We start from the raw sequence: 12,440 nt of genomic DNA on the forward strand, positions 1-12,440 counted from the left end.
GTACGGCCCGGACGCCGGTACACCCGATGCACACCGGTCCGTCACCCGGTACCCCCTGTTCCGCTACGCGCGTTGACCGTACGCTACGTCCGCTCGGACACCGGACGCCACGTCCGCTCCGATCCGCTCGGACACCAGCCCACAAGGGGGATCCACCTCATGTCACCGAGACCGCAGCGGCGGCGCGCGTCGCGCCTTCTGACGGCCGGGGCGGCGGCGCTCGCCGTGGCCGCCGGCAGCACGGCGGCGGCAGCGCCGGCCGGCGCCGAAGGCAACACGACCGCCTCGCACGCCCGGCACACCGGACACGGCCACGGCGGCCACTCCGGCCGCACCGTCGACGTCCAGCTGCTCTCCTTCAACGACTTCCACGGCAACCTGGAGGCCCCGCAGGGCTCCTCCGGCACCGTCGAGGAGGTCCAGCCCGACGGCAGCCGCAAGAAGGTCGAGGCGGGCGGCGTCGAGTACCTGGCCAACTCGCTGCGTACGGCGCGCAAGGGCCACCCGTACTCGGTCACCGCCGCGGCCGGTGACATGGTCGGTGCCAGCCCGCTGCTGTCCGGGCTCTTCCACGACGAGCCGACCATCGAGGCGATGAACAAGCTCGGCCTGGACGTCACCTCGGTCGGCAACCACGAGTTCGACGAGGGCCGCGCCGAACTGACCCGCCTCCAGAAGGGCGGCTGCCACCCGACGGACGGCTGCTACGAAAAGGGCAAGCGCTTCAAGGGCGCCGACTTCCCCTACCTCGCCGCGAACGTCACCGACGAGAAGACCGGCCGCCCGATCCTCAAGCCGTACACCGTGTGGAAGCACAAGGGCGTCAAGATCGGCTTCATCGGGGTGACGCTGGAGGGCACGCCCGACGTGGTCAGCGCCAGCGGCGTCAAGGGCCTGAAGTTCCACGACGAGGTCGAGACCATCGACAAGTACGCCAAGGAGCTGGACCGGCAGGGCGTGAAGTCGATCGTCGCGCTGGTCCACGAGGGCGGCATGCCGGCCTCCACGGCGTACAACTACGACTGCGACAGCCCCGGCCCCGGCTCCGGCATCTCCGGGCCGATCGCCGAGATCGCCAAGAAGGTCACGCCGAAGGTGGACGCCCTGGTCACCGGGCACACCCACCAGGCGTACGCGTGCACCGTCCCGGACCCGTCCGGGATGCCGCGCACCGTCACCTCGGCGGCTTCGTTCGGCAAGCTCTACACGGACACGACGCTCACCTACGACCGGCGCACCAAGGACATCGTCCGTACGTCGGTGAAGTCGGCCACCGCGCGCAACCACGTCGTCAACCGCACCCAGCCCAAGGCCGCGGACATGACCGCGCTGATCCAGCGCTGGAACAAGCTCGCCGCGCCGGTCGCCGACAAGCCCGTGGGCTACATCTCCGCCGACATCCCGGGCCGCGGGCAGGCAACGCCCGAGACGCCGCTCGGCGACCTGATCGCCGACGCGCAGCTGGCGGCCGTCAAGGCGGCGGACAAGGGCGGGGCGCAGCTCGCCCTGATGAACCCCGGCGGCATCCGCTCCGACCTGGCGCACAAGGCGTCCGGCAGCGAGGGCGACGGCGTGGTCACGTACGGCGAAGCCTTCACCGTGCAGCCCTTCACCAACATGACCAACGTCGTGACGCTCACCGGAGCGCAGCTGCTGACCGCGCTCCAGCAGCAGGTCAGCGGCCCGAACGAGGCGTCCCCGAAGATCCTCCAGGTGTCGAAGGGGCTGACGTACACCCTGGACCTGACCAAGTCCGGCGCCGGCCGCGTGGTCAAGGACTCGGTCCGCCTGGACGGCGCGCCGCTGGACCCGGCGAAGACCTACCGCGTCGCCATGAACGAGTTCCTGGCCGGCGGCGGTGACGGCTTCACCGTCCTGAAGGAGGGCAAGGACAAGTACGTCGGCCCGTCCGACCTGGACGCCCTCACCGCGTACCTGACGGCGAACTCCTCGGCCACCGCGCCGCTGGCGCCGCCGAAGGCGGACCGGATCACGGTGACGAAGTAACCGCGGGAGTTGTCCGGCTGCGGCCCGGCGGGGAGGTTTCCGCCGGGCCGTGGGCCGCAGCAGGCCGGCCCTCGGGCGTCAGTGCTTGCCCGCAGGCCTCAGCGCTTGCCCTTGGCGCCGGCCGCGAATCCGGTGGCCAGGTTGTGGTACGGGTGTGTCGTCGCGAGCAGCCAATCCGGCCCCAGTTGGTATCCCACCGACTGGTCGAATCGCTTGCGCACCTCTTCCTCCCGGCTCATCACCGCTTTCGAGCACTGCTTGTCCGTGGTCGGTTCGGCCTGCGAGAACTTGATGGTCTTCGGACCGATGTCGGCACTCCCCCGGTAATCGTTGCAGCCGAAGTTGCCGCGGAAGGTACCGTCCGCGTCGAGGACGACATACACCTTGCCGATGCCCGGGGCGTCTTCGTCGATCGGCCACTCCTCGTCCATGTAACTGAGCTTGGTGATATCCCATTCAGTGCCGACGAGGGGGAAGGGCTGGTTCCTGTGCAGCACGAGTTTCGACCCGTGCGAGTCGGTCAGATTGACCCAGGCATAGTTGGTGGTGATCTTCAACTTGCCGTCGAGGATCTGCCGAACGTCCTTCTCGTAGTCCAGGTGCCGTGCGTCGCAGCTCTCCCCGTCGCCCGCACCCGGAAGGTTCTCCCGGTCCCGCACCGTCACCGTGTCGCCCTCGATGTCGGCCTTCGCCCGGAACTCATGGCAGCCGGAATTCCCGGACGCCTTGCCGGCGCCGTCGAACTCCACCCAGGCCGCACCCCGCGGCGCCCGCTTCAGCCCGCTGTCCCCGATGGACACTTCCCATATGTCCCAGTGCGGACCGGCCAGCGGCAGCGGACTCTCGTCGTCGTCCGAATCCGATCCCGAATCCGATCCCGACTGCGCCGCGGCGGTCCCGCCGGTCCCGCCGCCCTGCCGGTCCTGCGCCGTACCGTCCGTGCCGCAGCCGACGAGGGCCGCCAGGCCCGCCAGCAGGGCGGTCGACGCCAGGGCGGCGCGCCGCGCTCCCTTGCCTTCGCGTGGCCTGCAGGTCACTCGCCTTCCCCCTTCATCCCTTCTCCCGCTATCCATCGACTTTCACCCCGTAGAAGCCACCCGCCTGGGTCGGGACCTCATTTTCGGTGGTGACTGCCAGCGCGTCATGATTCAGGCTGTACTCCGCGTGCTCACGGAACACCCGTAGCAGTTGCTTCTCCACCGCCTTGATGCTGTCGCCGCACTCCCTGTGAGTAGTGGTGGCCGGATCGGAGAACTCAATGGCCGTCGCGGCGACCTCCGCCTTCGCTCTGAAGTCGTTGCATCCGAGGCTGCCGTGGACGGTGCCGTCGCCGTCGAAGACGACGTAAACCTCACCGATCTTCGGGGCGATATCGGTCGGCGCCGCCTGACTGTCTCCCTCATACAGGCTTCTCACGGCCCATTTGGTACCGATGAGGGGGGCGGGAATGCCGCGTTGCAACTCGAACCCGTCCTTGCGGGTGTTGACGAGAAACAATTGTTCCGCCGACGGGCCGGAGTCGGCCCGCAGACCGCTGCGCAGGATGGTCTTCACGTACTTCTCGAACGTGACCTGCTCGCGGCTGCACTCCTGCTGCTGCTCGCCGCGTCCGGAAGCAGGCGGGGACGATGAGGACTCGGACATCCGCACTTCACCGATACGCACCCGCCTGCCGTCGACAGTGGCATCGGCCTTGAAGCGGTGGCAGCCGAGACTGCCCGCGACGTGCCCATTGCCGTCGAACTCCAACCAGGCCGAGCCGTGCGGGGCCGCCGTGACACCGTCGTCCAGGCGCAGCCGTTCGATGTTCCAGTGCGTGCCGGTGAAGGGGACGTGGGTAGGGGACGGGGTCGGCGTGGTTTCTTGGGGCTTCGGGGTCCAGGGTGTCGCGGTCGCCCCGTCCCCGGCCCCGCCCCCGTCCCCGGAGTGCGCACCGCACGCAGACATTACGGCGATCAGCGCCAGGGCCCCGGCCGACCGGATAACACCCCGGCGGGCCCGGCGATGCCGCCATATCCGCGCATTCCCCGGCGCCATGGCCTCCCACTCCCTCACACTCGATTCGCCGACATCACTCAGCACCCTCTCAACTCGTTGCTCCACAAGGAAACGGCCCATCTCCCGCTTCCCCGAGAGGAACAGCCCATGACGCCGACCTCCGACCGCTCCCCCTCCCGCGTCCCGCGCGGGCTTCGCCGCTCCCGGCTGCGCCTGGCCGCGATCACGCTGAGCGCCGCGCTCCTGGGCGCCGGTGCGCCGACCGCGTACGCGGCGCTCGCCGGCGATTCCCATTCCGCCGCCCCGAGTGCCGCCCCGCCCCAGAAGGCCGCCGAGGGACGCCCGTACGTCGAGACCAGCCTCCTGTTCGGCACCGCCCGGCCCAACGGCGGGCCGCCGGTCACGGACAAGGAATTCCGCGCCTTCGTCGACACGTTCGTCACGCCGCGCTTCCCCGCCGGACTCACGGTGCAGGACGGCTACGGGCAGTACCGCGACTCGCACGGCACGATCGAGCGCGAGCGCTCGTACGAGCTGATCCTGCTCTACCCGACATCCGAGGCCCGGCCCAACGACCCGAAGATCGAGCAGGTCCGCGCCGCGTACATGAAGCGCTTCGGCCAGGAATCGGTGGCGCGTATCGACGACAGCGCGCGGGTGGACTTCTGAGGTGGCCGAAGCCGGACCTCATCATGTTCACCTTGAAGTGAACATGGGCTAGGGTGGCCGCAGCCCGGCCGGGAGCGACAGGGGGGTGCACCCGGGCACCCGGCCGGGCCTACGATCCGCCACGACAGCAGCGAGGTTGAGGGTCATGCCGACTCTGGGAATCATTGGGAGCGGGCACATCGGCGCGGCGGTCGCCCGGCTGGCGGTGGCGGCCGGAATCCCGGTCGTGATGGCCAACTCACGCGGCCCGGAGAGCCTTGCCCGGCTCATCGCCGAGCTGGGCCCACTGGCCACCGCGGGCACCGCCGAGCAAGCCGCGCGGGCGGGCGGCATCGTCGTGACGTCCGTCCCGTTGACGGCCGTACCCACCCTGCCGACGGCAGCCCTGCGAGGCCGGACCGTCCTGGACACCAGCAACTACTATCCGCGCCGCGACGGCCGGATCACCCCGCTGGACAGCGAGGAACTGACCACCAGCGAACTCGTACAGCAGCACTTGCCCGGGGCGCACCTGGTCAAGGCGTTCAACAACATCTGGGCGCACCACATCCCCCAACTCGCCCGCCCCTCCGGCGCACCGGACCGCTCCGCACTGCCGATCGCCGGCGACGACCAGGGTGCGAAGCAGTCGGCGGCGGCCCTGATCGACCGGCTCGGGTTCGACACGTTCGATGCCGGGCCGCTGGCCGAGAGCTGGCGGTTCGAGCCGGAGTCGACCGCCTACACCCGGCTGTACGCCGCCGACCCGGACGTCCCCCGAGACCGCCTGCTCGACGTCCCCGGCCTGCCCGTACCGGTCGAGGGCCTGCGCGCGGCCCTCACCCAGGCCCAACGCGTACGCGTCGCCAACCGCGTGTACTGACCCTCGACCAGGCCCGCCGTCCAGGACGCCGACCCGGCCTTACTCGCCCTTCCCCTCCGCGAGCGTGTGCGCGACCAGGGCGTTGGCGTGTCCGTGCCCCATCCCGTGCTCGGCCTTCAGCCAGCCGACCAGCTCCATGTGCTTGGTCAGCGGCGAAGCGCGGACGAGGTCCTTCCACTCGGCTATGGGCTTCCCGTACTTCTTCTCGATCGACGGGAAGTAACTGGCCGGGCCTTTCACAGCAGTTTCAGTCATGTCCGCAGTCTGGCACCCACCACTGACAACGGGCCCTGGCCCCAGGGCCGCCCGCCCCGCAACGTGCGCCCGTAATTCAGGAGATGCGCAACGGGAGGCGCTGTTATGGTGCGCCGATGTCATCGATCAGGCAGGTTCAAATCACCTTCGACTGCACGGAGCCCGAGCGCGTCGCCCGCTTCTGGTGCGAGGTGCTGGGGTACGTCGTACCGCCGCCCCCGGAGGGGTTCGCCTCGTGGGCCGATTTCGACCGCTCGCTGCCGCCCGACCGGCAGGGCGCGTCGTTCGCCTGCGGCGACCCCTCGGGTGTGGGCCCGCGGCTGTACTTCCAGCGCGTCCCCGAGGGCAAGGTCGTCAAGAACCGTGTGCATCTCGACGTACGGGTCGGCACCGGGCTCGTCGGCGAAGAGCGCCTCGCCGCACTCGAAGCCGAGTGCACACGACTGATCGCGCTCGGCGCGACGCGCGAGCGAGTGCTGCTCGCCGACGAGTACAACGAATCGTGCATCGTGATGCAGGACGTCGAGGGCAACGAGTTCTGCCTCGACTGAGCCGAACTAGTCCCTCCGGTCGAGCTTGCCCGCTTTGACGTGCGTTATGAGGCGGCGGAGGGCGTGGGGTGCGGCCCGGAGGATGGTGTCGGGGGTGGCGCTCTCCATCAGGCCGATACCCCCGTCGCGCTCGTCCACCGCCACGAGCACGCAGTTCGCCCCCTCGCCGCTGAACGACGAGCGGGTCCAGTTTGGCTGGGGCATACTCTCTGCCTCTCGTGAGCCGTATCGCGATGACCAGCCATGAATACGGGCTACCGCCCCCTAACCACGCCCGTCCAGCTCGCCCGCCTTGACCTGCGCTATCAGGTGACGCAGCCCCTGCGGCGCGGCCCTGAGGATGACGTCGGGGGCGTCGCTCTCCATCAGGCTGATACCCCCACCGGGGCCACCCACTGCCACGTGCAGGCAAGCTTCCCCTTCACTGCAAAACGACGAGCGCGTCCAATTCGGTCGAGTCATGCCCTCCGCCTTTCACAAGCTGCGTGCGATGGCCTGGATGAAATCCCGTGACTCCCTCTTCCCGAGGGCCACGGCCTCCATACGCTCCAGGAGCTTTCGGTACTTGGACAGCTGGGCCTCGGCGTCCAGCATCACCGGACCATGCGACTGGTCGAGTTGCACGGTGTCCAGATGCGGCACCGGCCCGTCGATGTAGTAGACCGACTGCCCCGATCCGGGGAACGCGCCTGCGTCGAAGGGGATGACCCTGATCGTGACCCCGTCCCGTTCGCTCGTCTCCAGCAGGCGTTCCAGCTGGGGCCGTGCGATCGTGGGGCCGCCGAACTTCATCCGTAGGGCCGCCTCATGAACGACTGCCCGATAGGGGGCCGGAGCATTGCGGTACAGAACCGTCTGCCGCTTGATCCGGAATGACACCCGGTGTTCGATCTCGGGCGGTGTCAGCGGGGTAACTCCTTGCCGAAAGACCTCACGCGCGTGCTCGGGCGTCTGCAGCAGCCCCGGAATGTGCACGGTGTGCGCCACCCGCAGGCCCGCCGCGTAGTGCTCCATCTCGGCCAGATCCAGCAACCCGGCAGGCAGCACCTCCCGGTACTCCTCCCACCAGCCGCGTCGGCGCGCGCCCGCCATGGTGATCAGTTCGTTCAGCAGCGGCTCGTCCGCGCAGTCGTAATTGCGGGCCATCGCCCGGATGCGCTCGCCGCTGACTCCGAAGCGTCCGGACTCGATGTTGCTGATCTGCGCCTGGTTCGTGCCGAGCAGGCGACCCGCCTCCGTGGAGGACAGCCCGGCGAGTTCTCTCAGTTTTCGCAGTTCCGCGCCGAGCCTCAGCCGTCGGGCTGTGATCACAGCTCGTGGGGCCATCCTCGTTCCTCCGTCACCCACACAGGTACACATCTCAGGGATTTGCGGCGACCGCCTAATACTTTGACCGTAGCGGCCTACGGTGTGACGCGCACCACCATCGCTCACTCTTCACCCGAGGAGATTGCCATGGCCATCGCGTCCCCGCCCCAGAACTGGGCCTACACCCTCCAACTCCCCCGCTCCACCGGCGCACCCCGCATCGCGCGGGTGATACTGCGCGCCGCGCTTGACCACCACGGCCTGGGTGAACTGGTCGAGACTGCCGAGCTGTTGACCAGCGAGCTGGTCACCAACGCGTATCTGCACACCGAAGGGCCCTCCTCGGTGCGGATGCGGCGCGTGCGGGAGGACCGGGTCCGGGTCAGCGTGTGGGACACCGACCCGGTGATTCCGGCGCCGTTCGACCGGCCTGTTGATCTCTTCGGCGGGGCGGGTGGCGCCCTGGACGCGGAGGCCGGACGTGGGCTGCTGCTCGTCCGGGTCTGCGCGGCCAACTGGGGCGCTCACCCGATCGGTACCGCACTCTTCGGGCTGGAGGGGAAGGCGCTCTGGTTCGAACTGGTTACGGGGCGCGAGGCGTTCGACGTCGCGGCGTGAGGGGCCCGGTCACCGGCGCCCGCCGGGTCAGCGGAAGTCGGCGGCGTGGTCCTGCGCCCACTGCTCGAACGTGCGGGCCGGGCGCCCGGTGACCTGCTGGACCGTGTCCGTCACCGGCGCAGTCGTGCCGACGGCGGTGGCGAAGAGGCGGAAGAGCTGGAGCAGGACCTCCTTCGGGACCCTCGGCGTCGCGCGCTCCTCGGCGGCCTGCTCCTCGGAGATCGTCTCCATCCGCGTGGGGCGGCCGATGACCCGGCCGATGGTGACGACTTGCTCATCCCTGGTGAGGGACGCCGGCCCGGTGACGACGTACGCCTTGCCGGCGTGCGCGTCGGTGGCGTCCAGGAGGGCCGCAGCGGCCACCGCGGCGAGGTCGTCCTCGTGTACGGGGGAGGTGGCGGCCCCGGGGTGCGGGTCGCGGACCACGCCGCCTTCCCGGATCTCCTCGGCCCACTGGAGCGCGTTGGCGGCGTACGCGCCGCCGCGCACGAAGGTCCACTCCAGGCCGGAGGCGCGTATCGCGTCCTCCACGCCGCCGTGCATCCGGGCGAGGAAGTTGTCGTCGTCCCGCGGGCCGTCGCCGACGGCTATGGAGGAGTTGAGGACGATGCGCCGCACCCCGGCCTTCACCGCCGCGTCCACGACGGTACGGGCCGCGTCGCCGCCGCCCGCCGCGAGGTTGAGGAAGAGCGCGTCGGCGCCGTTCAGGGCCGGTTCGAGCGAGGCCGGGTCGGTGAGGTCGGCCCGTACCGTCTCGGCTTCGGCCGGCAGTCCGGCCCGCTCGGGGTCGCGGGTCAGCGCGCGTACGGCGGCACCCTCCGCGAGCAGGTGATCGACCAGACTGCGGCCGATGTTGCCGGTGGCGCCGGTTACTACGATCATCGCGGGCTCTCCTGGTGGTGTGGCACGGATGCGGCGTCTTTCGACTGCTGCTGACTTCGGTCAACGTCGGGGCGCGCGGGGAATTCCCGTACCGCGGAGATACTCCGCGCGGCACCGGTCCGGCACGCCTCCGCCCCTCATGGCGACCGGTTTTGGCCATGCGGGCGGGACAAGCCCGCGCATACCTCACTTACCGCCAGTAGGACTTGCGTTCGAGGGTTGTACGCATGGTGGGATGTCCTGATGCGCATCCCCACACGCATACCCTCACCTTCCTCGAACCCTCCCCCCACACCAAGCACAGACGAACAGGGCAGCACGGGCGATATGGGCAGTACAGCCGGTACGGGCGGAGACGACGGAAAGCGTCAGAACGGCGGCGGCGATCCCGGCCGCGCCTCGGGCGATGGCGACACCGCACGCTTCGAGAAGATCAACCCGTACGCGGATCTCGCCGCGCTGGCCGACCCCGAACCGGACCCGGACGCGGAGCCCGCGAGCGGTCCGACGCGGCTGAACCGGCGTACATACCTGAACGAGCGGGACGAAAGCGACGACCCGCTGGGTCTGGGCCTGCGCTCCGAGGAGGACGATCCGGAAGCCTGGGCGCCGCCGAACCACCGCCGCCGCAAGCGCGGGATCAGCCGCTTCGCGGCGGCGCCGAAGACGGCGAAGCTGCTGGTCGCGGTCCTGGTGTGCGTGGCGTTCCTGGCACTGTCCGACCGGTTCGCCGTGCTGTACGCGCAGCATGCGGCCGCGGAGAAGCTGAAGGAATCGCTGCATCTGAACGCCGCGCCGGAAGTGGACATCAAGGGGTTTCCGTTTCTGACGCAGGTCGTCGGCAAGCGGCTGGAGCAAGTGGATGTCACCGTTCCGGACCTGGCGGCCGACCGGGTGTCGCTGGCCAAGGTCGAGGCGTCCGCGAAGGACGTACGGCTCGACGGCGACCTGCCCACCTCCCTCACGGGCGCCACGGTCGGCAGCATGCAGGGCACCGTGCTGCTGTCGTTCGACGACATGAACCGGGAACTGGGCGCCTCACAGGTCAAGTTCAGTGAGCTCGGGCCGAACTCCGTGCGCGCGGTGGGGCAGCTGCCCATCGCCGGGCACGAGTTGCGCGTACAGGCGGAGGCGCACATCCGGCAGGCCGGTGACCGCGGGATCAGCACGGACATCGGCAAGATGCGGCTGGACATCGCGGACGTGGCCGTCTACCGGCCGGGCACCGGCAAGGAGGATGGCCTGCGGCTGACCCGTAAGGCCGCGGCCGAGGTGAGCCGGCAGGCCGCCAAGGTGAAGGCCATGCTGGGCGTGCCGGCCATCGCGGAGCGCCTCGGCATTCCGCAGCAGGCCATCGACGAGGCACTGCGCAGCGAGGAGAAGCTGCACGAGCTGACCGGGGCGCCGCGCTTCATCGAGCAGCTGATGCAGGTCAACCTCGTCGACGTGGTGGTCGATCATCCGTGGCTGCTCCAGAAGGTCGGCATCGATCCGAAGATCCTGGGCGCGCTGTCCGGCCTGACCAAGCCGCAGCTGGCCGACCGGCTGTCGCTCTCCTTCCGGCTGCCCAAGACGCCCGGTGACGTACGGCTGCGGGACATCTCGGTGGAGCGGGACGGAATCCGGGTGAAGTTCTCCGGGGCCGGGCTGCCGATCGGGAGCGCGGCCAAGGACAAGGGGAACGGTAAGGGGGAGGGGAAGGGGAAGTAGGGCGAGCGCGCGCTGTGCCGAGCGCACGCGCTGCGCGGGGGCCGTGCCAGGCCGCGCCCGGCCGTGTCAGCCCGTGCCGGGGTCGCGGAAGCGGCCCCGGCACGGCCTCCTCAGCCCTCCGGCAGGTCCGGCGGCGGCGTGGCCGCCCCCGGCAGGCGCAACAGGGCCTCCGCGCCGCCGCCCGCCGCCGCCAGCAGCTCCACCGTGCCGCCCGCCTGGTACGCCGTGCGCGCCACGATCGACAGGCCGAGCCCGCTGCCCGGCAGGCTGCGGGCCGACGGTGAGCGCCAGAACCGTTCGAAGACGTGCGGCAGCTCCTCCTCGGGGATGCCGGGGCCGTGGTCGCGTACCCGCAGCTCACCCTTGCGCAGGCTGACCTCGACGGCGCCGTCCTCCGGACTGAACTTGACCGCGTTGTCCAGCAGGTTGACCACCGCACGCTCCAGCGCGGCCGGTTCGGCCCGTACGTACCAGGGGTCCAGCTCGGCGGTGATGTCCAGCGTCGGGCCGCGCAGCCGGGCGCGGCGCAGGGCCGAGTCCACGATGTCGTGCAGCGCGACGACCGGTACGCCGGCCGAGCCGCCCGGCCCGGTCTCCGGCGTACGGGAGAGTTCCTGGAGGTCGCCGATGAGCGCGGCCAGCTCCCCCATCTGCGCCTTCACCGAGGACAGCAGCGCCTGCTTGTCCCCGGCGGGCAGCTGCCGTCCGGACTGCTCGCTGCGCACCAGCAGGTCGATGTTGGTACGCAGGGAGGTCAGCGGCGTGCGCAGCTCGTGCCCGGCGTCCGCGATCAGCTGCTGCTGGAGGTCGCGGGAGGAGGCCAGCGCGGCCGTCATGGAGTTGAAGGAGCGCGAGAGCCGGGCGATCTCGTCCTCGCCCTCGGCCGGGATGCGGATCGTCAAGTCCTCCGTACGGGCGACATGTTCGACGGCTTCGGTGAGCCGGTCCACGGGTCGGAGGCCCGCGCGGGCCACCCACAGGCCGGCGGTGGCGGCGCCCAGCACGCCGATGCCGGTGACGATCAGGAGGATCAGGGCGAGCTGGCTCAGGGGCTGGGTGACCGGGTCCATGGGGGTCGCGATGGAGACCGCGACCCGGTGGCCGGACGCGTCGAGCAGCGGGCCGCGGTACGGACGGGTGATCACCCTCATCTCGGTGCCGTTGGCGGCCCGGGTGGTGTGCAGCGCCTGCTCGGACCGGCCCCGCGCCACGGCCACGTCGGACGACTCCACGGGGATGCGGGTCTTCTCCCACCAGGTGCAGACGCTGCCGTCGGACATCACGATCTGCACCGTGTACGGCGTGGGCAGCCGCAGCTGCACGTTGTCCGGCACCGGGCTGTTGCACCTGCCGGCCAGGTCCTGCACGTACTCGTCGGCCACCCCCTGGCGGCTCAGCGTCTCGTCGACCTGTTCCGTCAGCCGGTCCCGGGTCACCACCCAGCAGGCGGCGGCCGAAGCGGCCACGGCGACCGCCACGGCGACGGCGGTCAGCACGGCCAGCCGGGAACGCAGCGGCAGCTGCCGGTAGCGGTGCACCACGCGCTCCTTCAGGCGCCGCCATACGCTGCCGCCCTGGGC

At 70.3% G+C, this 12,440-nt stretch carries 13 protein-coding genes; 6 read left to right on the forward strand and 7 right to left on the reverse strand.

Translation table 11 applies throughout. The features are described 5' to 3' along the window. Positions 1-159 precede the first annotated feature (159 nt). A complete protein-coding gene (locus IH45_RS0102390) occupies positions 160-2,007 on the forward strand; it encodes a bifunctional metallophosphatase/5'-nucleotidase (protein WP_030660422.1) in 1,848 nt (615 codons plus the stop codon). Positions 2,008-2,105: 98 nt separating this feature from the next. Here the strand turns inward: IH45_RS0102390 and IH45_RS0102395 are convergent, their stop codons facing one another. Then, positions 2,106-3,044, reverse strand: coding sequence for an META domain-containing protein (locus IH45_RS0102395; protein WP_030660427.1), 939 nt, complete (start codon positions 3,042-3,044; stop codon positions 2,106-2,108). Positions 3,045-3,072: 28 nt separating this feature from the next. Then, on the reverse strand, positions 3,073-4,125 hold the full coding sequence (locus tag IH45_RS0102400) for an META domain-containing protein (protein WP_030660430.1): 1,053 nt from the start codon (positions 4,123-4,125) through the stop codon (positions 3,073-3,075). A 27-nt stretch (positions 4,126-4,152) separates the two neighbouring features. Here IH45_RS0102400 and IH45_RS0102405 point away from each other — a divergent pair, with 27 nt between their 5' ends. Then, positions 4,153-4,674, forward strand: coding sequence for a DUF3574 domain-containing protein (locus tag IH45_RS0102405; protein ID WP_050514467.1), 522 nt, complete (start codon positions 4,153-4,155; stop codon positions 4,672-4,674). Positions 4,675-4,819: 145 nt separating this feature from the next. Next, a complete protein-coding gene (locus IH45_RS0102410) occupies positions 4,820-5,536 on the forward strand; it encodes an NADPH-dependent F420 reductase (protein ID WP_030660437.1) in 717 nt (238 codons plus the stop codon). Positions 5,537-5,575: 39 nt separating this feature from the next. Here the strand turns inward: IH45_RS0102410 and IH45_RS0102415 are convergent, their stop codons facing one another. Further along, the gene (locus tag IH45_RS0102415; protein WP_030660440.1) at positions 5,576-5,791 is read right to left on the reverse strand and encodes a DUF4287 domain-containing protein; all 216 of its coding nucleotides are present in this window, start codon (positions 5,789-5,791) and stop codon (positions 5,576-5,578) included. Between the two features lie 116 nt (positions 5,792-5,907). Between IH45_RS0102415 and IH45_RS0102420 the strand changes: the two genes are divergently transcribed. Then, complete coding sequence (locus IH45_RS0102420; protein ID WP_030660443.1) at positions 5,908-6,342, forward strand: VOC family protein; 435 nt, start codon at positions 5,908-5,910, stop codon at positions 6,340-6,342. Between the two features lie 6 nt (positions 6,343-6,348). On the opposite strand, the gene IH45_RS0102425 is transcribed toward IH45_RS0102420, so the two are convergent. After that, positions 6,349-6,546, reverse strand: coding sequence for a DUF397 domain-containing protein (locus tag IH45_RS0102425; RefSeq protein ID WP_030660446.1), 198 nt, complete (start codon positions 6,544-6,546; stop codon positions 6,349-6,351). Positions 6,547-6,816: 270 nt separating this feature from the next. Continuing rightward, on the reverse strand, positions 6,817-7,668 hold the full coding sequence (locus tag IH45_RS0102435; RefSeq protein ID WP_030660449.1) for a helix-turn-helix domain-containing protein: 852 nt from the start codon (positions 7,666-7,668) through the stop codon (positions 6,817-6,819). A 129-nt stretch (positions 7,669-7,797) separates the two neighbouring features. Here IH45_RS0102435 and IH45_RS0102440 point away from each other — a divergent pair, with 129 nt between their 5' ends. Continuing rightward, a complete protein-coding gene (locus IH45_RS0102440) occupies positions 7,798-8,268 on the forward strand; it encodes an ATP-binding protein (protein ID WP_032916650.1) in 471 nt (156 codons plus the stop codon). A 27-nt stretch (positions 8,269-8,295) separates the two neighbouring features. On the opposite strand, the gene IH45_RS0102445 is transcribed toward IH45_RS0102440, so the two are convergent. After that, positions 8,296-9,150: an NAD(P)H-binding protein gene (locus tag IH45_RS0102445; RefSeq protein WP_030660455.1), complete on the reverse strand. Its 855-nt coding sequence runs from the start codon at positions 9,148-9,150 to the stop codon at positions 8,296-8,298. Positions 9,151-9,477: 327 nt separating this feature from the next. Here IH45_RS0102445 and IH45_RS0102450 point away from each other — a divergent pair, with 327 nt between their 5' ends. After that, a complete protein-coding gene (locus IH45_RS0102450) occupies positions 9,478-10,860 on the forward strand; it encodes an LmeA family phospholipid-binding protein (protein WP_234440400.1) in 1,383 nt (460 codons plus the stop codon). A gap of 110 nt (positions 10,861-10,970) precedes the next feature. Here the strand turns inward: IH45_RS0102450 and IH45_RS0102455 are convergent, their stop codons facing one another. Continuing rightward, the gene (locus IH45_RS0102455) at positions 10,971-12,398 is read right to left on the reverse strand and encodes a sensor histidine kinase (RefSeq protein ID WP_030660461.1); all 1,428 of its coding nucleotides are present in this window, start codon (positions 12,396-12,398) and stop codon (positions 10,971-10,973) included. Positions 12,399-12,440: the final 42 nt, after the last annotated feature.

Source organism: Streptomyces rimosus subsp. rimosus, from assembly GCF_000720725.1.
GTDB lineage: Bacteria > Actinomycetota > Actinomycetes > Streptomycetales > Streptomycetaceae > Streptomyces > Streptomyces rimosus_A.